This window comes from Staphylococcus sp. FSL K6-3157, assembly GCF_038005145.1.
Classification (GTDB): Bacteria; Bacillota; Bacilli; order Staphylococcales; family Staphylococcaceae; genus Staphylococcus; species Staphylococcus equorum.
In genome coordinates this window covers 1,401,322-1,424,778 of the sequence record NZ_JBBOSM010000001.1, presented here as the reverse complement: position 1 = coordinate 1,424,778, position 23,457 = coordinate 1,401,322, and the positions used below count along the sequence as shown (strand labels likewise).

The following is a 23,457-nucleotide window of genomic DNA, read 5'->3' as shown; positions in this document are numbered from 1 at the left end:
TTTGTCAAAGGAGGCGAAGAAATTGGCTAAATATACAATTGTTGATATGGATACATGCATTGCATGTGGTGCTTGTGGTGCCGCTGCCCCTGATATATATGACTATGATGATGAAGGTATTGCCTATGTGATACTAGATGACAACAAAGGTACAGCAGAGGTGCCGGAAGAATTATATGAGGATATGGAAGATGCGTTAGATGGTTGTCCTACTGATTCAATTAAAATTGAAGAAGAATCATTTGATGGAGATGCATTAAAGTTTGAATAAAAGCAAGGTTAGTTCCATAAAAGTAAGTATGCGGTTTATACTTAATAATATATAATAAGCATTTGCCTGAAAACAGTGATTACTATCTATAATTACTAATGGCTATGTTTAAGGTTAGCGTGTTCTCAGTGCATGGAACATGCTAATTTTTATGTCTAAGATGGTTCTGAATTATTAATGATTAATTTAAAATTTAAAAACAGGGTGATTTCTGTATTACTTCAATAGAAATCACCCTGTTTTTATTTATCTGAGTATTAATCTCCAGATATTTTTAAATTTATTTTGGTAATACATTTTTTAAACGTTTAAATAAAACAATGAACACTATAGAAATAATAGCGCCTTTAATAATGTTGAATGGAATAACGCCAGATACAATAACAATCTTAACGTTTTCAACAACATCAGATAAATTCATAATCATGCCATATAAAGGTAACAACACAAAGTAGTTTAAGATACTTAAAATAATTGTCATCACAATAGTTGCTACAGTAAAACCTATAATTTGTGATTTAAGGTTATATTTGTTTTTAGTGACATAATAAGCTGTCAGTAAAAAACTGGATGCTGCTAAAAAGTTAGCAACTGGACCAACTGGATCTCCAAGATTGAATAAAAAGTTTAATAAATTTTTTATAAATTCTACAATAATACCAGCGAGCGGTCCGAGTGTGAATGTAGCTAATAATGCGGGTACATCACTAAAGTCTAAAGTTAAATAAGGCGGTAAAAATGGTATTGGAAATTTTATAAACATCAATATAAAAGAAACCGCGCTTAACATACTTATCGTAATAAGTCGTTTTGTTTGTTGTTGCATATTAAATTATCTCCTTCCATTCATCTTTTATCGAATAGGAGGATTTAATAGCACAACAAATAACCCTCCATCTTCTCCCATCCAGACTTTACTGTCGGCTCTAGATTTTCACTAGATCAGCCATTTATTTAAATGAAAATAAATGGGTCGCAGGCTTTAATTACTGCCGGTTGGGAATTGCACCCTACCCCGAAGATGAATATCTTAAATTTTTATAAATATATCATAGCTTATTACTCAGGTAAAAACAATACTATTGCTCTAAATATGCTAAAAAGGGAGTGAGAGTGACTGAATTATAGGAAATATACACTTTTTAGTAAGTTTGTAAGCATAATTGATAATAAAGACCGACGAAATAACAATAATGATTTCGTCGGTCTTTATATTATTGTTTAATTTAAACAGTGAAACTCAAGTGAGTTCTATAACATCTCATTATCAGTTAACTTTGGTAATTTGATAATAAAGGTTGTTCCTTGACCTAGTTTACTTTTAACGTCAATACTACCTCCATGTTCATCTACAATCATTCGACATATAAATAAACCTAGACCTGTACCTTGTTTACCACGTTTACGTGAGGAATCAACTTTATAAAAACGTTCGAACACTTGTTGCAGATGTTCTGGCGCAATACCAGAGCCCGTGTCAGTAATATATAATATATTTTCTGTTTCTGACTCTCCATAACTGATAGTGATGGCATCTCCTGTTTCGGTATACCTTGTTGCATTGTCTATCAAATTAGTTAATACTTGTTCAATTCGATCTAAATCATAATACCACAACTGTTCGTGCGTATTTGGATTTAAATTGATGCTTAAACCTAAACTTTCTGCATGACTATGGTATTTTTGTTGCATTTTATTTAGTAATGTATCAATAGGCTGAACAGATTTTTCTACTGATAGACCCTCAGCATCCATACGTGCAACACTGAGTAGCTCATTTACGAGTCGATTTAAGCGTTTAGTTTCATCTAGTACAATAGAAAGTGATTCATGTATCTCATCAGGCTCTGTGACGATTCCATCCACAATAGACTCAGTATACCCTTGTAATAATGAAATAGGCGTACGTAATTCATGTGAAACATTAGCAATAAAATCTTTTTTCATTTGATCTATGTTATGTTCGTTTGTCATATCACGAATAATAGCGACAATACCACTACGACCATCTGGCTGAATTTGATCAATATAACTCGTTATTATTACTAAATAACGTGTGTTTATTTCATATTCTTCAAATTGTGTTTGCTTGTTTTTGAAAGTACGTTCATTTTGTTTATCAAGCTTTTTCAGTTCATGTTCATCCAGTATTTGAAGTGTATTTTGAGCCATCTTATTAGAAATTATAATTTCTTTTTTATCATTGTATCCTAATACACCTTCAATCATAGAATTGATTAGGCTATCACGAATATTTTTAGAAGATGACAAGGCATCTATATGTTGTTGAATTTCAGAACTCATCGTATTAAACGTACGAGATAATTCGCCAATTTCATCACGTGTATTGACAGGTACGACTTGCGCATAATCTCCTTTAGAAACTTTCAAGGCCTGTGTCCGTAAATTTCGTAACGGTTTTGTTATACGAGATGATAAGAAAAAGGCAAAAACGGTTGTAATAGCTAAGAAGATAATAGCTATAATTAAAATAATAACTGTAATTACGTTATTGGTTTCTTCAACAGTTTTTAAATCTTGATAGATAAATACGCCACTGTAGTTATTATTTTGATTATTATCTTGTTCAGTCAAGTTTTTAGCAGGATAACCAATTAACACATAAGTTCGCTGTTGCCCATTGATTTTAACAGTAACGTGTTCCGAAATTTGTTTTCCTTTATCAAACACTTGGTTATAATCTTTATTGTTTTTAATTTCTTTAAACATCTTGTCTTTAATTTTATCTTTATGTTGGCTCACCATATGCTTATCATTCATAATAATAAGTCCATCTGGATTTTCTATCAATTTACGACTGTATTCAATAGCTGTAGCTTTGTCATCAGCGCTTTCCACCAATTGACTGATACGCTGTGCATCTTTGAGTAATGAATCTTCAGTTTCTTGCGTAAAATAGGACTGAATAAATGTTATGAGTGCAGCACTTAGTAAAATTAAAACTGTCGTTACTATTAAAATAATAGTTAACCACAGTTTTATTACTACGTTATTTAGCCGATTCATCATTTGACTTAACCTCGAATTTATAACCAACGCCCCAAACAGTTTGAATCATTTGAGCTGCCGCATCAGATACTCGATTTAACTTTTCTCTTAAACGTTTAACGTGAGTATCTACAGTACGCAAGTCACCGTAGAATTCATAATGCCATACTTCTTTTAGAAGTTGTTCACGATCAAAGACTTTGTTAGGTGTTTTAGCTAGAAATATTAACAGCTCGTATTCTTTTGGTGTTAAATTAACTTGGTTATTATCTGCTAATACTCTGTGTGCATCGTTGTCAATGACAAGGTGGTCAAATTCAATTAAATCACGCGCATGAGGTTCACTTTGTTCTGTATGCGCTACTTGTGTACGTCTTAACAACGCTTTGACACGTAATACCACTTCACGAGGAGAAAATGGTTTCACGATATAATCGTCTGCACCAGATTCGAATCCTTCTACCCTATTTGTTTCTTCACCTTTAGCAGTCAACATAATAATTGGTGTTTCTTTGTGTTCTCTGAGACGTGAGGCTACAGTGATACCATCCATCTCTGGAAGCATAAGGTCTAATAAAATACATGAATAATCATGTTCCATCGCCATTTTATACGCTTCATTACCATCACTTGCTTCATGTATCTCAAAAGATTCTCTTTCAAGGTATAATTTTAATAATCTTCTGATTCGATCTTCATCATCTACGATAAGTATTTCATTTGACATACGTATGTACCTCCCACACTGCTAACTTTCAATTTAATCACATTATATCATACGTTTAGCAGGAAAAGTGATTACGAAGGAAAAGATTGTGAAACTTTTCTCATAGTTTGAATCAAGCTAAACGTAATAACAATTATTTACCGTGTTCTGCAAGTTGACGCATCACTTTTACTTCATGAGGTGTTAAGACTCTCCCCTCACCTGCATTAAGCCCTTTAAGATTAAGTGGTCCAACTTCAATACGTTGTAATTTTGTAACTTCGTGACCAAAGTGTTCAAACATGCGACGGACTTGTCTATTGCGTCCTTCTGTAATTGTAATTTCAACAAGTGTTGAATTTTTATCTTTGTCTTGGTTTTTTACTTTTACAGTAGCTGGTTGTGTATGACCATCTTCCAGTTCAACACCATGTTCTAAAGCTTTAACTTCTTCACGCATTAAATAGCCTTTCAATTTAACAACATATTTTTTCTTAATTTTATAACTCGGATGTGTCATTAAATTAGTGAATTCGCCGTCGTTAGTTAATAAAAGTAAACCTGACGTATCATAGTCTAAACGACCCACTGGATAAATTCTTGTTTTAATTTGTTTAAAGTAATCTGTAACCACTTTTCTACCTCTATCATCAGATACACTAGTGATAACTTGTGCTGGTTTATAAAATAATATATATAGTTTATCTTGTTGTTCTAATTTAATACCCTCAACTTCAATCGTGTCAGAAGGTTTAACTTTCGTACCTAATTCTGTTACAACTGAACCATTGACTAACACTTTGCCCTCTGTGATTAATGTTTCAGCTTTTCTACGTGAGGTGTGACCACTGTTTGCAATACGTTTTTGTAATCTTTCTGTCTCTTTATTCATTATTTTCTCCTTTTTGATTTACTAAATTACTGAAGAAAGCTTCTATTTCTTCATCTTCCTCATCAGTTGTTGGTAAATCATCTAAATGTTCAATGCCAAATACGTTTAAAAATAGTTCTGTAGTATAGAGTTGTTGACTTCTGGAATCCGCTTCGTCTTTAGCTTCTATTAGTCCTCGAGCGATTAAAGTTTTAACAGCACCGTCAGAATTTATACCTCTAATCATCTCGATATCGCTTCGTGATAAAGGTTGATTGTAGGCAATAATAGACAATGATTCCATTGCTGCTTGAGATAATTTCATTTTTGATTTTTGTTCTATTAATTTTTCAATATAATTTGCTGCATCTTTTTTTGTTGTAAGTACATAAGTTTGACCAAAATGTTGAATTTCTAAGCCATCTGATATGTATTCAGAAACGAGTTGTGACAATTGTGTTTGGTCTATGTCTAAAATTTCGAGTAATTGTTTTTCATCTAAACCTTCGTCACCTGCTGTATAAAGTAATGCTTCTAGTATACCTTTATCGTTCAATGCCATAGTTTACACCTCTTATAATATTGATATCGTCGAAATTTTTGAGTTGTTCTATATTTACAATGCCCGATTTAGACATTTCAAGTATTGCTAGAAAATGTGTGACTACCATTTCAACAGGTTCTGTAAAATTAAACAAACTAAAAAAATTAAACGAATCATGTTGTTGTAAACGCGCATTAACTTGAGAAGTTGCTTGTTGAATCGTAAATGTTTCTTTACGGATATCTACAGTTTTTGGTGTATTGAATTCAACGCGATTTTTAACTTTTTGATAAGCGATGATTAAATCAGTTAAATCAATTGTGTTATTTGAATCCCAAGTTTCATTAGATTCTAGGTGTGTTAAATCAGTTGGATGCTTTGAAAAGTAAAAAGCACGCTCAGATTTTTTTTCGTTTAGAATCTCAGTATATTCTTTATAATTTTGATATTCAATTAATCGTCCCACTAGGTCTTCACGTGGATCCTCTTCTAATTCGTCGGATTCTTCTGTTTGAGGCAACAGCATTTTACTTTTAATCATAAGTAGTTCAGAGGCCATAACCAAATATTCACTAGCGACATTAATCTCTAATTGATTCATCGCATGTATATACTGCATATATTGTTCTGTTAATTCTTTCATGGGAATATCATAAATATCAATTTCAATTTTTTGAATGAGATGCAATAATAAATCTAAGGGTCCATTAAAAGCATCTAGTTTTACTTCATACATAGTATCTACCTCATATAGCAAGTTATGTGCGTATTTCACTAAAATATTATAGCATGTTTAATGAAAACATTTAAATTTGGAGCGGTTTTAATTATGGAAAATGCATTGAAAGATTTTTATTATCAATTTCATACGGAACAACATTATTTTTTGTGTCACGACATTTTAGAAGAAGCTTGGAAAGAAAATCCGCAATTTAGTAAAGATGATGCGATTGTAAGTTTGATTTTGTTAGCAACCGGTTGCTATCATTATCGCAGACAAAACAATGTTGGCGCGTTACGTTCTTTTAAAAAAGCATTAAGTGTTATAGAACAAAGTGAACAATCCATTGATTTAGGTATCTATACAGATAAATATATAAAAATTATTTTAGAATTAATTCAGTCTGTGGCTAATGCTAAGCAATTTGTGCCTATTCAATTACCAATAACCAAAGAAATGGAACAGGATATTTTAAAAAAATACCCTAATTTTGTCAAAATGCCACATGTGATAGAAGATAGTTATATTGTAAATCATCATTTAGAAAGAGATCGTTCAGAAGTTGACAAAGCGCGACAACAGGCACTTGATATACGCCATGCAAACAAAGAATAAATTTAAGTCAAATGAATAAAACAAGTCCTATTAAAATGATGGCGCAAACAAAAAAACACAAGCTAGCTATTCAACGAATAAACTGGTTTGTGTTTATGCACGTGGATGAAATTCATTATACATTTTGCGAATTTGTGATTTTGAAACATGTGTGTAAAGTTGTGTTGTCGAAATATCAGAATGACCTAACATTTCTTGTACAGCACGTAAATCAGCACCATTTTCAAGTAAATGTGTAGCAAACGAATGTCTTAATGTATGTGGTGTCAACGTTTTATTGATATTCGCTTTTACACCATTTTGTTTAATCATTTTCCAAATAGCTTGTCTTGATAAAGGTTTACCATGCATATTTAAAAACAATACATTTGTCACAGTACGCTTCAATAATTGAGGGCGCGTTGTATCTAAATATGTATTTAAATATTCTATAACTGCATCACCTAATGGGATAATGCGTTCTTTGTTTCCTTTACCAAATACTTTGACGAAGCCCATGATTAAATTGATATCTTCAAGTTCTATGTGTATAAGTTCAGAAACGCGCATGCCTGTAGCATATAATAATTCTAACATTGTACGATCTCTATAACCGTTAATTTTTGATAAGTTCGGAGTCTCTAGCAAAGCAAGTACTTCATCTATTTCTAAGACATCCGGTAATTTCCTATCATATTTTGGTGTTTCAATTAATACAGTTGGATCTTTTGCAGCATATTTCTCTCGTAATGCGAATTGATGAAAACTTCGTACTGTAGATATGAAACGTGCCAATGATTTTGCTGAAGCACCCTCGTCGTGTAAATAACCAAGACATTGGTTAATTAATTGTCTATCTACAAAATCTATATGTCCTATTTTTTGTTCTTCTAAAAATGTGGCATATTTTTTTAAATCTCTTCTATATGCGCCAATTGTATTCGAACTCAACCCTTTTTCTAGTTGGATAAATCTCAAATATTCTTCAATTATAGTATCCAATGGTACCACCTCTATTTATTAAATAGTGTATGATGTTGAGCTTATTTGCCTAGAGCTTGACAATCTGAGCATACACCATGGAATGTTAAGCGGTGGTCTGAAATTCTAAAGTTAAAATCTTGCTCTACTTTTTCTTCCACTTGAGGCAATAAATCTTCTTCGATTTCCTCTACTTTACCGCATTCCATACAAACAAGATGATGGTGAAAATGTTTAGCGCCTTCTTTACGTAAATCAAAACGGGCAACACCATCACCAAAATTAATTTTATCCACAACTTTTAATTCTGCTAATAATTCTAGCGTCCGATAGACAGTCGCAAGTCCTATTTCAGGTGCTTTATCTTTAACTTTTAAATAAACGTCTTCAGCGCTTAAATGATCTTTCTCATTTTCAATTAAAACTCTTAAAGTTGCTTCGCGCTGCGGAGTTAATTTATAAGATGATTGTTGTAATTGTTGCTTCACGCGATTTAATCGTTCTTCCACGGAAGCCTCACTCCCCTACTAATAATTATAATCATTTCAATTTACATAATGATTTATATATATAAAATACCAATAATTGATAAAATACGCAAGTTTGTAGGCGAGTTATTTATAATGATTATAATTAAGTAATAGATATTGTAAAGCAATGATCGTTTTAGCATCTTCGATTTCTTTGTTTTGGAGCATGACTGTTATTTCTTCAATATTATATGTTTCGATTTCAATAAATTCATCATCATCTAAATTCATTTCACCTATTTTAAGGTCTTTGGCAAGATAAATAGAAATCTTTTCATTAGAGAAACCAGGAGAACCATACATTTCAGTAATCAATTCCAAATTTTCGGCAATATAGCCCGTTTCTTCTTCTAATTCTCTTTTGGCAGCTGATTCTCTTTCTTCATTAATTTCTAATTTACCAGCTGGTATTTCTAATAATGTTTTTTCAGCAGGTTTGCGATACTGTCTGACGAGAATAACTTGATTATCTGGATTTATTGCACATACTGCAACTGCCCCATTATGGTAGACCAATTCACGTTTTGACGTTTGTCCATCGGGTAATTCTATATCATGGACTTCTAAATCAATAATTGCGCCTTTGTAAATGGACTCTTTATGTAATGTTTTCTCGAATAGATTCATTATAATCACGTTCCTTTTATTTGAATTAGGTTATTGTTAAGATTAACACGATAGTGTTTCAGACGATAGCGAAAGCGATAAAAGCGATATTTATAGAAATCTAAGTGCTAATATTTCATTTATATCTAAAGTTTTTGCGCAATGTAATAAAGTAATTCATAACGACTTACTTTATTACATCTATGCCCTATCATTAAGTGTATCGAAAGGAGAAACGACATGCAAAAAAACATTTTAAAAAGTGGTATCGAAATCTCAGAATTAGGTTTAGGTTGTATGAGTTTAGGCACTGACTATAAAGAAGCAGAACCAATTATAGAACGTGCGATTGAACAAGGTATCACATATTTTGATACGGCTGATATTTATGATAAAGGTGTAAACGAAGATATTGTTGGAAAAGCCTTGAAAAAATATCAAAATAGAGATGATATTGTGATTGGCACAAAAGTGGGTAATCATTTAGCTGATGATGGTACTACATTTTGGGATCCTTCTAAAAACTATATCAAAGATGCTGTGAAGGGCTCATTACAAAGATTAGGATTAGATCACTTAGATTTATATCAGTTACATGGTGGCACAATCGACGATCCACTAGATGAAACAATTAGTGCATTTGATGAATTGAAAAAAGAAGGTATTGTGCGTGCGTATGGCATATCGTCAATTCGACCTAATGTGATTGATTATTATTTAAAACACAGCGATATCGAAACTTTAATGTCTCAATTTAACTTAATTGATAATAGACCAGAAGTATTATTAGATGATGTGCATGCTAAAAAGGTTAAAGTACTTGCGCGTGGTCCTGTTTTTAAAGGATTGTTAACTACTAATAGTAATCAAGCGTTAGATTCAAAATTTGCAGAAGGTATATTTGATTACACTTACCAAGAGTTAGGTGAAACGATAGCTTCTATTAAAGAGATCGAAAATAATTTAACTGGTTTAACATTTAACTACCTTACGTCACATGATGCTCTAGGATCTATTATTATGGGAGCTAGCAGTGTTGATCAATTAGATGAAAATGTGAAGAATTACGAATTATCAAAAGAAATAAGTTTAGAAAAATTAAAAGCTGCACGTAATCGTGTTAAGAATTTGGAATATACACAACATTTAAAATAATAAATCACAACACTAAAAAGAGTTAGTTTGATACTTGTGAAAGTAGATGTCATGTTCTTCATCTATTATCGTTAAAGTACAGCTAACTCTTTTTATATTTCCTTTTAAGTTCAATAATAGATAAATTGAATAGTGGTAATTAAGCTTTATTTTTAAACAACATAGTGAAATGTTTTTCGATAAAACGTGGTGCAAGTTGATACAGTTTTAACATAAAATGCATCCATTTAGGTTCGTTAATTTCTGTTTTGTTCGTGAGCATCCCTTTTACGACTTGCTGAGCCAATTTATCTGAATCTAGCATGATACTTTTATATTTTTGTGCAAATGCTAAAGATGGATCTGCCTTTTCATGAAATGGTGTAGCAATGGGACCAGTATTTACAGTTAAGACATGATAGTTGGGCTTTTCAATGCGAAGTGCATTCAAGACTTGGTTAAAAGCTGCTTTACTTGCCCCGTAATGTGCAGCATAAGCTTGTGTTAAAAAAGCAGACTGGCTGCCAATACCAACGATAGATGGATGAGTACTTAGAAATGGTTGTATTGCAGTCATAAGTATATTGAAGTTCATTACATTTAAAGTATACGTTTCTAACATTTCATCAATACTATGTTGTTCTATCGATTTAAAATAACCTAACCCAGATGAATAAATTAAACCATCGATTGATTGGTCTTGAAAATGGTGCTTAAGCTTTAGAATTTGAGCTTGTGATTGTAAGTCACATTGTATGATCGATAAATGTTCTGTACCATATTGCGCAATAATATCATCTAATTTTTGTGGATTACGTACGATTAGTGTCACAAACACTCTTTTTTTTAATAGTATTTTTAATATTGCTTTACCTAAACCACTCGTTCCTCCAGTTAAAATATAATGTTTGCCAATCATAATTATCCCTACCCTTTGTCAATGTACAGTTAGTATAATTGAAATGGCTATGGTATGTCATGTATATAATATAAATATTAGTTATATTATAAATCTATGTTAGTATAGAAACATAAAAACTAAGAGGAAGTGAAATATTCACATGAAACTAGTATTTTATGGTGCTGGTAACATGGCTCATGCCATTTTTACAGGTATCGTTAATTCAAAAGTGATTGATTCTAACAATATTTATTTAACAAATCGTTCTAACGAAGTTGCACTTAAAGATTATGCAGAAAAATTAGGTGTGAATTATAGTTATGATGATGAAGCATTATTAAAAGATGCTGATTATGTATTTTTAGGTACAAAACCTTATGATTTTGATGTATTATCTGAGCGTATTAGACCTAATGTAACAGAAAATAATAAGTTCATTTCTATTATGGCTGGTTTACCAATAAGCTATATTCGCGAAAAAATTGGTGCTGATAATCCAATTGCTCGTATTATGCCAAATACAAATGCGCATGTAGGTCATTCTGTAACAGGTATCAGTTTTTCTAATAATTTTGGACCAAAATCTAAAGAAGAAGTTGATGATTTAATCAATGCATTTGGTTCAGCAATAGAAGTTTCTGAAGATAACTTGCATCAAGTTACTGCGATTACAGGAAGTGGTCCAGCCTTTTTATATCACGTATTCGAACAATATGTTACTGCGGGCACGCAACTAGGTTTAGAGAAATCTCAAGTCGAAGAATCTATCCGTAATTTAATTATAGGCACAAGTAAAATGATTGAACGATCTGAATTGAGTATGGAACAGTTGAGAAAAAATATAACTTCTAAAGGTGGCACTACCCAAGCAGGCTTAAATGCGTTATCAGAACATGATATTGAAGGTGTGTTCGAAGATTGTTTGCGCGCTGCTGTTAATAGAAGTATTGAATTATCAAGTCAAGATGACGATTAGTTAAACTAAAGTATAAATACAAGTGCTATTTTAACTCATTTATAAATATAAAATAATAACACTAATTCATTGCATGTTGCATATGAATTAGTGTTATTTTAATTTCGTAATATTTCACCACTTTATTTTGCAGCTAAACTCGTGGAAAGCGTGCACAAAACATGAAGTAACATATTGTCAATCTATATTAAAGACACTGTTGATAACTTGAAAGCGCAAGTTGCTAAATTAAGAAGTAACGCTTTCGTTATATATCTATATTACTATTTTGAATTAACTGTAACTAAAATGACCATGAATCAAAATCGTTAACAAACATGAATGGTGGTGTTGTGTCTCGTGACTTTAATGACTGACTGATCGTTTCTACTTCTTCTTTTGTATAGCGATTACTTATGTGTGTAATTAAACTATATTCAACTTGAGCTTCATCAATTAAATCAAACACATCGTCAATATGACTGTGGTGATAATTGTTTGCTAACATTTTATCTCCTTCTATATAAGTACTTTCATGTACCATTACTGTTGCATCTTGAGCAATTAACAACTCATTTTTACAAGGCATCGTGTCGCCAAATATAGCGATAACAGGGCCTTTAACAGCATCACCTTTAAATTGATTTGAATCATAAATTAATCCATTATGTTCAAAAGTTTCATTAATTTTAATATCTTGATACTTAGGTCCTGGTTCCAAACCAATATCCTTTAATGCTTGAACATCAATTTTTCCCGGGGTATAAGGCGCTTCAATTCTGTAGCCATAAGATGTAATACCATGGTTTAATAGATGCGCATTTACATTAAAACCGTTGTGATGGTAGTTTAATTGTTCTTCAATTTCTATGTATGTGATTGGATAATTTAATCTGGATTCAGATAGTTGTAAGGCCGTCTCTATAAATTGTTGTATACCCTTTGGTCCAACTACAGTGAGTGGCTTACCTTCTCCACCCTGAAATGAACGACTCGTTAATAGTCCGGGCAAACCAAATATATGATCCCCGTGCATATGTGTAATAAAAATATGATCAACTTTACCCAATTTGATTGAATGATGCAGTATTTGATGTTGAGTCCCTTCACCCACATCAAATAACCAAACATTATTTGAGTATGGTTCTAAATTTAATGCAATTGCTTGGGTGTTTCTTTCTTTGGTTGGTAGACCTGCACTCGTGCCAAAAAATGTGATTTCCATGCATATGCCTCCTCTTCTTGTTCACATTTTATCACACAAAAGAATAAAAAATATATTAAAATTAAATACTTCCGAGCAAAATTGTAGGAACAATACTGAATATTGGTCTATAATAAATAGAGATTTATAAAAAGAATTGAGGTTTTGATCTTGAATACTAGAAACAAAGATATTCCATGCTTAATAACAATTTTTGGAGCAACTGGTGATCTTAGTCACAGAAAATTATTTCCATCATTATTCCATTTGTATCAACAAGAAAACTTAAATGAACAAGTTGCAATCATTGGGATAGGTAGAAGAGACTTAACAAACGATGATTTCCGTAGTCAAGTGAAATCATCAATTCAAGAACATGTTAAAGATACAAAACATCTTGATAAATTTATGGAACATGTGTTTTATCATAAACATGATGTCAGTGATGAAGCAAGTTATCAATCATTACTAGAAGTGAGTAATAAATTAGATACTGAGTTCCAACTTCAGGGTAATAGATTATTCTACCTAGCTATGGCTCCTAATTTCTTTGGTGTGATTTCTGATTATTTGAAATCATCTGGATTAACCGACACTACTGGTTTCAAACGTTTAGTTATCGAAAAACCATTCGGCACTGATTTAGAGTCAGCAGAACAACTTAATGAACAATTACGTCGTTCTTTTAAAGAAGAAGAAATTTATCGTATTGACCATTACTTAGGTAAAGACATGGTACAAAATATAGAAGTACTTCGTTTCGCAAATGCGATGTTCGAACCTTTATGGAATAATAAGTACATTTCTAACATTCAAGTAACATCTTCAGAAGTATTAGGTGTTGAAGATAGAGGTGGTTACTATGAATCAAGTGGTGCTTTAAAAGATATGGTTCAAAACCATATGTTACAAATGGTTGCATTATTAGCAATGGAAGCACCAATTAGTTTACACAGTGAAGATATACGAGCTGAGAAAGTTAAAGCGCTCAAATCATTGCGTAAATTAGAATCAGAAGAAGTTCGTCAAAACTTTGTTCGCGGTCAATATGACGAAGGTACAATTGATGGTCAAAAAGTAAAACGTTACAGAGATGAAGAACGTGTTGCTGAAGATTCCACAACCCCTACTTTCGTTTCAGGTAAATTGACTGTCGATAACTTTAGATGGGCTGGCGTGCCATTTTATATTAGAACAGGTAAACGAATGAAGAGTAAAACGATTCAAGTCGTTGTAGAGTTTAAAGAAGTTCCTATGAATTTATATTATGAAACAGATAAAAAATTAGATTCAAATTTACTTGTCATCAACATCCAACCTAATGAAGGTGTATCATTACATTTAAATGCGAAGAAAAATGTTCAGGGGATTGAAACAGAACCTGTTCAATTATCTTATGCAATGAGTGCACAAGATAAAATGAATACTGTCGATGCGTATGAAAATTTATTATTTGATTGTCTAAATGGTGATGCTACTAACTTTACTCATTGGGAAGAGTTAAAATCTACTTGGAAATTTGTAGATGCAATACAAGAAGAATGGAACCAAAATGAACCTGAATTCCCTAACTATGAAGCGGGTTCAAACGGTCCATTAGAAAGTGAATTACTCTTAAGTAGAGATGGTTTCCATTGGTGGGACGATATTCATTAAGATGTTTATCTTTCTATAACATAAGGCAACAGCACAAGTGTAAAACATCACTTGTGTTGTTGCTTTTTTCTTAACCTTTTTTTGTGTTATGATTTAATCTATTGAGTAAATTACATATATTTTACAACTTTACTTATTTACATTTTACTCTATTCAATATTTTTGAGATGTAAGTATAAGTGAAATGATGTAGAATATAATTAATTAGGTAAACAATGCTAACGTTTTCCAACAATAAATTTAAAAGCAATGATGACGAATGAGTCATTTGAAAATTAGGAGTGAAAGTTTTGGACGTTATCAAGCAAATACAACAGGCAATTGTTTTTATAGAAGATCATTTGCTAGAGCCTTTTCATTTGCAAGAACTCAGTGATTACGTTGGTCTTTCACCTTATCATCTTGATCAATCATTTAAAATGATTGTTGGTCATTCTCCAAGTGAATATGCGAGGTCACGTAGAATGACTTTAGCAGCAAAAGAGATTATTAGTGGTTCAAGTCGTTTAGTGGATGTAGCTAAAAAATACAATTATAGTGATACAAACGCCTTCGCTAATGATTTCAGTGATTTTCATGGGGTATCACCCATCCAAGTTAATACCAAACGCGAAGAACTTAAAATGCAACCAAGACTTTATATAAAACTGACAACAACAGAAACTGCACCTTATAATTACAGATTAGAAGATACGCAGGGCTTGTCATTAGTAGGTTACAATCAATTTTTAGATGCAGATGAATTAGAAAATCCATATAAAGTGCCTGATTTTTTAGAAGATTTATTAGTCGATGGAAAAATAAAAGAGCTTGAACGTTATAATGATGTAAGTCCACATGAGTTATTCGTAGTTAACTGTCCACTAGATCAAGGCATGGAAATATTTGTGGGTGTACCAAGTGAAAGATACCCTGCTCACTTAGAAAGCCGTTTCCTACCTGAAAGACAATATGCTAAATTTAACTTACAAGGTGATTTAGACTATGTCATTAACGAAGCTTGGTATTACATCGAAACAAGTCTTCAAATGACCTTGCCATATGAGCATAACAGCTTGTATGTGGAAGTTTATCCCTTGGAATTATCTTTTGACGATGCTGTGACTAAAGTTCAGCTATGGATGCCTGTAGATCAAGAACAATATCATGACAACGAACTATAAAAACCTCTGACATAATTTGAATTCAAAATAATTCAAATATCGTTAGAGGTTTTTTGTAGACTTAAATATAATAATTTTTTATAAAGCTATTACAAAAGCTTCAAATGGACGTAATGCATTTAAATTCAATTTGTTGTCTTTGTAATTATGCAATTCAATATTATTTTCATTTATCGTTTCATTGAATTCCAATGTGGCAGAATTATCAGTTAAGTTTCCTACTACAAGTACACGTTTCTCATCTAATTCTCTAATATAAGCAAATACATGTTCATTTTCAGCATCTATCAGATTGAACGTACCATACGTAAAAATATCATGTGATTTTTTTAGTTGTATAAGAGATTTGTAAAAATTCAATATTGAATTTGAATCTTGTTGCTGTGATGATACATTAATTTCAGTGTAATTAGGGTTAACTGGGAACCAAGGCTCATGTTCAGAAAACCCACCGTTTATACCATTAGTCCATTGCATTGGTGTACGAGAATTATCTCTATTTTCCATTTTATGCTTGTTTAATAGTTCGGTTAAATCGCCACCTTGAGCCTTAACAATATTATATTCATTCACTACTGCAACATCGTTAAATGTTTCCACACTTTCAAATGGATAATTTGTCATACCGATTTCTTGTCCTTGATATATGAACGGTGTCCCTTGCTGTAAGAAATATACAACCGCATGACTTGTAGCTGACTCATACCAAAATCTTTCATCATCACCCCATGTAGATACACGTCTAGGTTGATCATGATTTTCTATAAACAATGCATTCCAGCCTATATCTTCAAGTTTTTTTTGCCATCTATTTAACACATCTTTATATGCTTTAACATCAAATTTAATATCGCCCGTATTCCACAAACCTAAGTGTTCAAATTGGAAAATCATATTAAACTTACCTTTGTCTTCACCGACCCATTCATCAGCATTATCAGGATTCACACCATTTGCTTCACCTACTGTCATAATATCATAATGACTTAAGGATTCATCCTTCATTTCTTGTAACCAATCATGTATGCCAGGTTGGTTCATATCTACGTCAAACGCGGGTGCATATGTTTTGCCTTCAGGAACTGGTAAATCCCCAGCTTCGAATGTTTTCTTAATATGGGTAATTGCATCCACTCTGAAGCCATCAATCCCTTTTTCAAACCACCAGTTCATCATGTTAAAAACAGCTGCTTTAACGTCTTTATTCTCCCAATTTAAATCAGGTTGTTTTTTACTAAATAAATGGAAATAGTATTGACCAGTTGTTTTATCATATTCCCATGTAGAACCATTAAATATACTTTCCCAATTATTAGGTTCAGATCCATCAGCTTTTGGATCCTTCCAGATATACCAGTCTCGTTTTGGATTATCTTTACTAGATTTAGATTCTATAAACCATGGATGTTCATCCGATGTATGGTTGACTACTAAATCTAAAATGAGCTTCATACCGCGTTGGTGTACACCATCTAACAATTGATCGAAATCTTCCATCGTTCCGAATTCATCCATGATATCTTGATAATCACTAATATCATAACCATTATCATCATTTGGTGATTTATACATCGGACTTAACCAGATGATATCGATACCTAAATCTTGTATATAATCTAGTTTTTCAATAACTCCTTGTAAATCACCAATGCCATCGTTATTTGAATCGTTAAAGCTTCTAGGATAAACTTGATAAGCTACTGCCTCTTTCCACCACTGTTTATTCATATTATTGCCCCTTTTTTAAATATTGAGTTGATACCCTTTTGATAATATCTGTTGGAATAACTTTGTTAAAATCGACAATATGTTCTCCTCTAATTAATTGAATGATTGCGTCGCCTGCTGATTCACCTAATAAGTCAGGATGAATATTGACTGCAGTTTGTGGTGGCGCTGCAAATTCAGTTAAGTATGAATCATTGAAAGTTGCTGTTTGTAAATCTGTTGGTACACGAAGTTGTAATTCATACAATACGCTAAGAACAATATGATTGAGCATCGTATCTGATGTAATAATGACTGAAGGTAGTTCGTTATGTGTGAGTAAATGATGAAAATATGATTTTATGCTTTGATAATTCATATCAAAATATTCAATAAGGCCTTTTTGTGCATGTTGTTTAAGGACATTGGTAAATCCTTCGATTCGATCTTTAACAACTTCATAATTTCCACGTTCAGCTAAAAATAAGAACTTAGTATGCCCTAGACTTACGAGATAACGTGTTAATTGCTCAGATGCTTCAACATTATTGTTATCTATATGAATGATTTGTTTATCTAGTAAAGGTTTCCCCACCACGACGTATGGCATACTATGTTGAGTGAGTATCTGTTCTATCACATCGTTTTCTTTTGAGTATAATAAAATAAACCCATCTACTGCATGATAAGAAATCATGTGACTTACTTCTAATTCTATATTTTCGTATTGTTCATTTGTGGTTGATATTGTTGCATAACCATGTGCTTTGCATGATTTATATATACCTGAAAGGACATCTATGATAAATGGATTTTGTCTTGTTTCATTATGTCCACTTTTTTGAATGATACCTATTGTTTTAGATTTTTTTGTAACTAGGGTCCTAGCTGCATGATTTGGTTGGTAGCCTAGTTCTTTCATTACCGACAATACTTTTCCTCTAGTAGTATCACTTATACGATTGTTACCACTGATGACACGTGAAACTGTCGATGGTGCTACATTTGCTGCTTTCGCAACATCCTTTATAGTTATCAAGATTAAGTCATCCTTTGCTATTGTATATAAGTAAAGCGTTTTCAAGGCTATAATTATAATGATAAGTAAGTATAAAAGGAAAGTCAAAGTATTTGTGCAAACGATTGCACATGATTGATATTTTTTGTAATTATGGATTAAATTTTTGTTTTAGAAATTGCATTAATTGCTAACTCAATGTAATAGTAAGCCTGTTATTGAAAATCTGCATAAAAAAACTACTAGTAAAGTCCGTAGACTTTGCTAGTAGTTTCAAACGCGAAGTAGCTTCACGTCTTTTATAATGTTATATGAAGATGTGAATTAGTCTTCAATCCATTGTGTATGGAATACGCCTTCACGGTCTTTACGTTCGTAAGTATGCGCACCAAAATAATCACGCTGAGCTTGAATTAAGTTAGCTGGTAAGTCTTCTGAACGATAACTATCATAATAGTTAATACTTGCAGAGAAACCTGGTGTTGGAACACCATTTTGTACACCAGTAGCTACAACATCACGTAATGCATCTTGATAGTTTGTTACGATATCTTTGAAGTATGGATCTAATAATAGATTTTGTAATTCTGTATCATTATCATATGCTTCTTTAATTTTTTGTAAGAACTGTGCACGAATAATACAACCTTCACGCCAAATCATAGCAAGCTCTCCAAGTTTTAAATTCCATTCATTGTCATCACTAGCTTTTCTCATTTGAGCAAAGCCTTGTGCGTATGAACAAATTTTACTCATATATAGTGCTTTACGGATTTTTTCAAGGAATTCTTCTTTGTTGCCTTCGAATTTAGTACTTGGTCCATTTAATTGTTTCGAAGCATTCACACGTTCTTCTTTAATTGAAGAAATAAAGCGTGCAAATACTGATTCAGTAATAATTGTTAATGGAATACCTAATTCTAAAGCGTTAATAGAAGTCCATTTACCTGTACCTTTTTGGCCAGCAGTATCCATGATTTTTTCAACTAATGGACCATTACCATCATCATCTAATTTAGTGAAGATGTCACCAGTGATTTCAATCAAGTAACTTGAAAGTTCACCAGCATTCCAGTCTTTGAATGTTTGTGAAATTTCTTCATGTGACATACCAAGTAAGTCTTTCATCATTGCGTAACTTTCAGCAATTAATTGCATATCTGCATATTCAATACCATTGTGTACCATTTTAACGTAGTGACCGGCACCATTAGGTCCAATATAAGCTACACATGCAGCGCCATCTTCAGCTTTAGCAGAGATTGCTTCTACAATGTCTTTAACTTTATCAAATGCTTCTTGTTGTCCACCAGGCATTAATGAAGGACCAGTAAGCGCGCCAACTTCACCACCAGAAACGCCCATTCCGATGAAGTTAACACCACTTTCAGCTAGTGCTTTATTACGTCTGATTGTATCTTGATAATTAGTGTTACCACCATCGATTAAAATATCATCATTATCTAGTAATGGTAATAAGCTATCGATTGTTGCATCTGTTGCTGGTCCTGCCTTCACCATTAATAAAATCTTACGGGGTTTTTCTAGAGAATTCACAAACTCCTCTATAGAGTACGTCGGATGTATATTTTTACCTTCAGATTCTGTTACCATTTCATCTGTTTTAGAAGATGAACGGTTAAAAACTGAAACGCTATATCCTCGTGATTCAATATTCCAAGCAAGGTTTTTACCCATTACGGCTAAACCTACTACACCAATTTGTTGTGTCATTTAACTAACCTCTCTTATTAAAGTTTTCTCATATATTGTATCACAAAGCATCACTTATATTCACTTAATCAGTTTTCAGATTTTTGAGTAGTTATTTCAACTATTTTTACAAGCTGTTCTGCTAGAAGATTTAAAGCATCAATTGACATACGTTCTTCAGTTGTATGTATGTGTTCGTAACCTACACCTAAGATGACAGTAGGTATACCCAATTGATTAATTATATTACCATCAGATCCCCCACCAGCCATAACTGTGTTCGGTGTTAATCCTAATGCAATTGCGCTGGCTTTAGCTACGTTAGTAACTATGGCATCTTGTGAAATTTTAAAGCCAGGATAACTATTAATAATTTCAACTGTAGCTGAGCAACCATATTTTTCTGCTGTTTCTTCAAAAACAGATTTCATATGAGCTACTTGAGCATTTATACTTTCGTCTGAATGTGATCGGGCTTCAGCCATAAGTGTTACTTTGTCAGCTATAATGTTTGTTGCAGACCCGCCTTCAAAACGTCCTATATTAGCTGTCGTATATTCATCTATTTGACCTAATTTCATCGCACTTATAGCTTTAGCGGCAATATTAATCGCGCTTACACCCTTGTTAGGTACACTCGCGTGAGCCTTTTTGCCATGAATTGTAGTATTGATTTTCATTTGTGTGGGAGCATTGATAACAGTTGTTCCTACGTCTACACTTGCATCGATAGCATAGCCGTATTTAGCATCGAGTAAAGATGTATCTAATGCTTTTGCCCCTTCTAAACCAGATTCTTCCGAAACAGTAAGTACAAATTGAATCTTACCATGTGCTATGTCTTGTTCGTTTAATATGTAAATTAATTCTAAAATAGTAGCTAATCCAGCTTTATCATCAGCACCTAAAATCGTAGTTCCATCTGAATAGATATAACCATCATCTTTAACTATTGGCTTTACATTAACCCCTGGCACAACTGTATCCATATGACTTGTGAAATAGATATTATCTATATTGTCATCATTTGTTGTTGCTTCTAATGTGCAAATTAAATTATTTGCTCCCAAATTTTCATGTTGTCCAGCATTGTCTTCAACTACCTTTAAACCTAAGTTTGCAAATTTAGATTTGAGTAACTGTTGAATTTCAATCTCATTCCCACTCTCAGAATCAATTTGCACTAATTCCAAAAAAGTAGCTAGGAGTCGTTGTTTATTTATCATTTGAAAATCCCCATTCCATTTTTTATATGCTTTATAATTAAGTGTAACGAAATGTGTCCGTAAGCAAAACTAATATGTTTCAATTCTAGAGGATTCGTATGATATAATATTATTATAAAGTAGTTTAGAATTGAATGTGTTGTAATTGAATTATATTGATATTTACAGTGTGCTTTATCTATTTTTTAATTCCATATTCTAGATTTGGAGGAATCATCTGTGAGTAACAACAAAGTTTTAAGAGTTATTATTATAGTTATGTTAGTAGCTATTATACTTGCACTAGTATTGACAAGCGTTGTTCCATTAGTGAATTAATCATAATGGATTTTGAAAGTATCAATTTTTAACTAAACGTTATTTTATTATTTAAAGCGATAAATCACTAATATATGCATAGTTGAAGAATACAGTTACAAAAATGAATAAAAGCCATACAAAATCCTTAAATTATAAGAATTTTGTATGGCTTTTATATTTAGGTTGTTGTGATTTTAGAATCATTATGTAATCTTAATGATCCAAATTGTGATTTTAATAATAAATATGACTCAAGTTCATTTAAAAGTTGTAATAGGTTTGCACGCGTTCGAAAAGCTTCATGTGATGTAGGTAAGTCTAATTCATTTAATTCTATTCGAATTTCATATAACGAATGCAATCTTAACGCAGTATAATCATTACTATTTACATTTGTTCCTACTTCAGCAAATAAATTAGATATTTTGGATAATAAGCAATCTTTGGTTTCAATATTTTGAAGGATTAGAGCCATTCTTCGTAATAGTTCTAACTGTTCTTCCCGCATATCAAAATAATGATAATAAGAATTTTCATTTCTAACATAGTGATTCTTAACATCTCTAAATGCGATTGATTTAGCTTTGCGAATCGTAACTTTTAACTTTTCAAAGGATATATCTAAGCTGGGATTTGGATTTTTACTAGCTTTACTGAACATTTGAAAAATTTCAGTAAATTGATTTTCAATCTGTTGTTTATATTGTTTTAAATTACTATCTAAGCTTGGCATAATAACGTTCATTAAGAATGCGATGCCGAGGCCAACAATTAATAAGATAATTTCATTGAAAAATAAATCCATGTCAATCGTTTTAGCATTGAAAACATGAAGTAAGATAACACAACTTGTAACTACACCTTCTTGAACTTTAAATACAACAGTTAAAGGAATAAAAAGAAGTACAATAATACCTAAAACAATTGCGTTTTGTCCTAATAAATTAAAAACAATAGAGCCAAGTGCTAGTATCATAAGACAAGATACAAAACGAGATACAATTGCTTGTAGCGAATGAACTTTTGTATGTTTAATACAAAGAACCACTAAAATGGCACTAGATGCAAAATTATCTAAACCGATTAATTTTGCAATAATAATACCTAGTGCCATTCCAATTGCAGTCTTTATCGTTCTAAATCCGATGCGGTATGGATTCAAACGTGTCATGTGTTAGTCCCTCTATTTTTCGTCACAATAAGTGTCGAATGTGTTTTGTAATTGAGTGATGACATCCATTACGTCATGACCTTCAATTTGGTGACGTTCTACCATTTGGGCAATTTTACCATCTTTGATTAATGCAAATGATGGACTTGATGGTGCATAACCTTCAAAATAATCTCTTGCTTGTTGTGTTGCTTCTTTGTCTTGACCAGCGAATACAGTTACAAGGCGGTCAGGTGTTTTATCGTAATGTAGAGCATGTGTTGCTGCTGGTCTAGCGATACCTCCAGCACAACCACATACTGAGTTAACCATCACAAGTGTCGTTCCTTCTTGCTGTAATACTTTATCTACTTCTTCTGGAGATGTTAATTGCTCATATCCAGCTTGTTCTATTTCATTTCTTGCTTGATTAACAACATCAGTCATATATAAATCAAAATTTAAATCCATATTAACGTCACCTTTCATTTCTGAAT

General features: G+C 32.3%; 24 protein-coding genes and 1 riboswitch. Of the genes, 7 read left to right on the top strand and 17 right to left on the bottom strand.

Going from position 1 to position 23,457, the window contains the following annotated elements; all coding sequences use genetic code 11:
- Positions 1 to 22: 22 nt before the first annotated feature.
- Positions 23 to 271 (top strand): ferredoxin, encoded by a 249-nt coding sequence (locus MHB47_RS06910; RefSeq protein ID WP_002507556.1) that lies wholly within the window; start codon positions 23 to 25, stop codon positions 269 to 271.
- 280 nt (positions 272 to 551) lie between these two features.
- Here the strand turns inward: MHB47_RS06910 and MHB47_RS06905 are convergent, their stop codons facing one another.
- The 6 genes from MHB47_RS06905 to MHB47_RS06880 form a co-directional block, all read right to left on the bottom strand.
- On the bottom strand, positions 552 to 1,097 hold the full coding sequence (locus MHB47_RS06905; protein WP_002507555.1) for an ECF transporter S component: 546 nt from the start codon (positions 1,095 to 1,097) through the stop codon (positions 552 to 554).
- Positions 1,098 to 1,162: 65 nt separating this feature from the next.
- Positions 1,163 to 1,298: riboswitch (FMN riboswitch) on the bottom strand.
- A gap of 224 nt (positions 1,299 to 1,522) precedes the next feature.
- On the bottom strand, positions 1,523 to 3,298 hold the full coding sequence (locus tag MHB47_RS06900; RefSeq protein ID WP_037539570.1) for an ATP-binding protein: 1,776 nt from the start codon (positions 3,296 to 3,298) through the stop codon (positions 1,523 to 1,525).
- A complete protein-coding gene (locus MHB47_RS06895; RefSeq protein WP_002507553.1) occupies positions 3,282 to 4,007 on the bottom strand; it encodes a response regulator transcription factor in 726 nt (241 codons plus the stop codon). The genes MHB47_RS06900 and MHB47_RS06895 overlap by 17 nt, the downstream gene beginning before the upstream one ends.
- A gap of 133 nt (positions 4,008 to 4,140) precedes the next feature.
- Positions 4,141 to 4,878: a pseudouridine synthase gene (locus MHB47_RS06890; RefSeq protein WP_002507552.1), complete on the bottom strand. Its 738-nt coding sequence runs from the start codon at positions 4,876 to 4,878 to the stop codon at positions 4,141 to 4,143.
- The gene (gene scpB / locus MHB47_RS06885) at positions 4,871 to 5,413 is read right to left on the bottom strand and encodes an SMC-Scp complex subunit ScpB (protein ID WP_031265982.1); all 543 of its coding nucleotides are present in this window, start codon (positions 5,411 to 5,413) and stop codon (positions 4,871 to 4,873) included. The genes MHB47_RS06890 and scpB overlap by 8 nt, the downstream gene beginning before the upstream one ends.
- Positions 5,403 to 6,137 carry a segregation and condensation protein A gene (locus tag MHB47_RS06880; RefSeq protein ID WP_002507550.1) on the bottom strand — a complete coding sequence of 245 codons (735 nt, stop codon included), beginning with the start codon at positions 6,135 to 6,137 and terminating at the stop codon, positions 5,403 to 5,405. The genes scpB and MHB47_RS06880 overlap by 11 nt, the downstream gene beginning before the upstream one ends.
- Positions 6,138 to 6,230: 93 nt before the next feature.
- On the opposite strand from MHB47_RS06880, the gene MHB47_RS06875 reads away from it, so the two are divergent.
- The gene (locus MHB47_RS06875; RefSeq protein WP_340755831.1) at positions 6,231 to 6,737 is read left to right on the top strand and encodes a DUF309 domain-containing protein; all 507 of its coding nucleotides are present in this window, start codon (positions 6,231 to 6,233) and stop codon (positions 6,735 to 6,737) included.
- Between the two features lie 93 nt (positions 6,738 to 6,830).
- On the opposite strand, the gene xerD is transcribed toward MHB47_RS06875, so the two are convergent.
- The 3 genes from xerD to MHB47_RS06860 form a co-directional block, all read right to left on the bottom strand.
- Positions 6,831 to 7,718 carry a site-specific tyrosine recombinase XerD gene (xerD, locus tag MHB47_RS06870; protein WP_002507548.1) on the bottom strand — a complete coding sequence of 296 codons (888 nt, stop codon included), beginning with the start codon at positions 7,716 to 7,718 and terminating at the stop codon, positions 6,831 to 6,833.
- Positions 7,719 to 7,759: 41 nt separating this feature from the next.
- Positions 7,760 to 8,206, bottom strand: coding sequence for a ferric iron uptake transcriptional regulator (gene fur / locus MHB47_RS06865; RefSeq protein WP_002507547.1), 447 nt, complete (start codon positions 8,204 to 8,206; stop codon positions 7,760 to 7,762).
- Positions 8,207 to 8,311: 105 nt separating this feature from the next.
- Positions 8,312 to 8,854: an NUDIX hydrolase gene (locus MHB47_RS06860; protein WP_002507546.1), complete on the bottom strand. Its 543-nt coding sequence runs from the start codon at positions 8,852 to 8,854 to the stop codon at positions 8,312 to 8,314.
- Positions 8,855 to 9,073: 219 nt separating this feature from the next.
- Here MHB47_RS06860 and MHB47_RS06855 point away from each other — a divergent pair, with 219 nt between their 5' ends.
- Complete coding sequence (locus tag MHB47_RS06855) at positions 9,074 to 9,988, top strand: aldo/keto reductase (RefSeq protein ID WP_340755828.1); 915 nt, start codon at positions 9,074 to 9,076, stop codon at positions 9,986 to 9,988.
- A gap of 139 nt (positions 9,989 to 10,127) precedes the next feature.
- On the opposite strand, the gene MHB47_RS06850 is transcribed toward MHB47_RS06855, so the two are convergent.
- Positions 10,128 to 10,886, bottom strand: a complete 759-nt coding sequence (locus MHB47_RS06850; RefSeq protein WP_340755826.1) for an SDR family NAD(P)-dependent oxidoreductase — start codon at positions 10,884 to 10,886, stop codon at positions 10,128 to 10,130.
- A 142-nt stretch (positions 10,887 to 11,028) separates the two neighbouring features.
- Between MHB47_RS06850 and proC the strand changes: the two genes are divergently transcribed.
- Positions 11,029 to 11,844, top strand: coding sequence for a pyrroline-5-carboxylate reductase (gene proC / locus MHB47_RS06845; RefSeq protein WP_002507543.1), 816 nt, complete (start codon positions 11,029 to 11,031; stop codon positions 11,842 to 11,844).
- Positions 11,845 to 12,127: 283 nt separating this feature from the next.
- Here proC and rnz read toward each other — a convergent pair whose 3' ends face one another.
- Entirely contained in the window at positions 12,128 to 13,048 is a 921-nt protein-coding gene (gene rnz / locus MHB47_RS06840; RefSeq protein ID WP_002507542.1) for a ribonuclease Z, read from the bottom strand.
- A gap of 150 nt (positions 13,049 to 13,198) precedes the next feature.
- Between rnz and zwf the strand changes: the two genes are divergently transcribed.
- Positions 13,199 to 14,683 (top strand): glucose-6-phosphate dehydrogenase, encoded by a 1,485-nt coding sequence (gene zwf / locus MHB47_RS06835; RefSeq protein WP_002507541.1) that lies wholly within the window; start codon positions 13,199 to 13,201, stop codon positions 14,681 to 14,683.
- Between the two features lie 290 nt (positions 14,684 to 14,973).
- A complete protein-coding gene (locus MHB47_RS06830) occupies positions 14,974 to 15,846 on the top strand; it encodes an AraC family transcriptional regulator (RefSeq protein WP_340755825.1) in 873 nt (290 codons plus the stop codon).
- Positions 15,847 to 15,924: 78 nt separating this feature from the next.
- Here MHB47_RS06830 and MHB47_RS06825 read toward each other — a convergent pair whose 3' ends face one another.
- From MHB47_RS06825 to MHB47_RS06810, 4 genes are all read right to left on the bottom strand, one after another.
- Positions 15,925 to 17,574: a glycoside hydrolase family 13 protein gene (locus MHB47_RS06825; RefSeq protein ID WP_340755823.1), complete on the bottom strand. Its 1,650-nt coding sequence runs from the start codon at positions 17,572 to 17,574 to the stop codon at positions 15,925 to 15,927.
- A gap of 1 nt (position 17,575) precedes the next feature.
- Positions 17,576 to 18,592, bottom strand: a complete 1,017-nt coding sequence (locus tag MHB47_RS06820) for a LacI family DNA-binding transcriptional regulator (RefSeq protein ID WP_340755821.1) — start codon at positions 18,590 to 18,592, stop codon at positions 17,576 to 17,578.
- Positions 18,593 to 18,895: 303 nt separating this feature from the next.
- Positions 18,896 to 20,305 (bottom strand): NADP-dependent phosphogluconate dehydrogenase, encoded by a 1,410-nt coding sequence (gndA, locus tag MHB47_RS06815; protein WP_002507537.1) that lies wholly within the window; start codon positions 20,303 to 20,305, stop codon positions 18,896 to 18,898.
- Positions 20,306 to 20,373: 68 nt separating this feature from the next.
- Entirely contained in the window at positions 20,374 to 21,510 is a 1,137-nt protein-coding gene (locus MHB47_RS06810; protein WP_340755818.1) for a M20/M25/M40 family metallo-hydrolase, read from the bottom strand.
- 219 nt (positions 21,511 to 21,729) lie between these two features.
- On the opposite strand from MHB47_RS06810, the gene prli42 reads away from it, so the two are divergent.
- Entirely contained in the window at positions 21,730 to 21,828 is a 99-nt protein-coding gene (gene prli42, locus MHB47_RS06805; protein ID WP_002512439.1) for a stressosome-associated protein Prli42, read from the top strand.
- Between the two features lie 160 nt (positions 21,829 to 21,988).
- Here prli42 and MHB47_RS06800 read toward each other — a convergent pair whose 3' ends face one another.
- Both MHB47_RS06800 and brxB read right to left on the bottom strand, forming a co-directional pair.
- Positions 21,989 to 22,981, bottom strand: a complete 993-nt coding sequence (locus MHB47_RS06800; protein ID WP_340755816.1) for an aromatic acid exporter family protein — start codon at positions 22,979 to 22,981, stop codon at positions 21,989 to 21,991.
- 12 nt (positions 22,982 to 22,993) lie between these two features.
- The gene (gene brxB, locus MHB47_RS06795) at positions 22,994 to 23,431 is read right to left on the bottom strand and encodes a bacilliredoxin BrxB (protein WP_002507534.1); all 438 of its coding nucleotides are present in this window, start codon (positions 23,429 to 23,431) and stop codon (positions 22,994 to 22,996) included.
- Positions 23,432 to 23,457 lie beyond the last annotated feature (26 nt).

Bases quoted from the DNA above. Each gene is read 5' to 3' on its own strand.
- MHB47_RS06905 (WP_002507555.1), bottom strand. From the start codon at position 1,097: ATGCAACAACAAACAAAACGACTTATTACGATAAGTATGTTAAGCGCG.
- MHB47_RS06900 (WP_037539570.1), bottom strand. From the start codon at position 3,298: ATGAATCGGCTAAATAACGTAGTAATAAAACTGTGGTTAACTATTATT.
- MHB47_RS06895 (WP_002507553.1), bottom strand. From the start codon at position 4,007: ATGTCAAATGAAATACTTATCGTAGATGATGAAGATCGAATCAGAAGA.
- MHB47_RS06890 (WP_002507552.1), bottom strand. From the start codon at position 4,878: ATGAATAAAGAGACAGAAAGATTACAAAAACGTATTGCAAACAGTGGT.
- MHB47_RS06880 (WP_002507550.1), bottom strand. From the start codon at position 6,137: ATGTATGAAGTAAAACTAGATGCTTTTAATGGACCCTTAGATTTATTA.
- MHB47_RS06875 (WP_340755831.1), top strand. From the start codon at position 6,231: ATGGAAAATGCATTGAAAGATTTTTATTATCAATTTCATACGGAACAA.
- MHB47_RS06860 (WP_002507546.1), bottom strand. From the start codon at position 8,854: ATGAATCTATTCGAGAAAACATTACATAAAGAGTCCATTTACAAAGGC.
- MHB47_RS06855 (WP_340755828.1), top strand. From the start codon at position 9,074: ATGCAAAAAAACATTTTAAAAAGTGGTATCGAAATCTCAGAATTAGGT.
- MHB47_RS06850 (WP_340755826.1), bottom strand. From the start codon at position 10,886: ATGATTGGCAAACATTATATTTTAACTGGAGGAACGAGTGGTTTAGGT.
- proC (WP_002507543.1), top strand. From the start codon at position 11,029: ATGAAACTAGTATTTTATGGTGCTGGTAACATGGCTCATGCCATTTTT.
- rnz (WP_002507542.1), bottom strand. From the start codon at position 13,048: ATGGAAATCACATTTTTTGGCACGAGTGCAGGTCTACCAACCAAAGAA.
- MHB47_RS06825 (WP_340755823.1), bottom strand. From the start codon at position 17,574: ATGAATAAACAGTGGTGGAAAGAGGCAGTAGCTTATCAAGTTTATCCT.
- gndA (WP_002507537.1), bottom strand. From the start codon at position 20,305: ATGACACAACAAATTGGTGTAGTAGGTTTAGCCGTAATGGGTAAAAAC.
- MHB47_RS06810 (WP_340755818.1), bottom strand. From the start codon at position 21,510: ATGATAAATAAACAACGACTCCTAGCTACTTTTTTGGAATTAGTGCAA.
- MHB47_RS06800 (WP_340755816.1), bottom strand. From the start codon at position 22,981: ATGACACGTTTGAATCCATACCGCATCGGATTTAGAACGATAAAGACT.
- brxB (WP_002507534.1), bottom strand. From the start codon at position 23,431: ATGGATTTAAATTTTGATTTATATATGACTGATGTTGTTAATCAAGCA.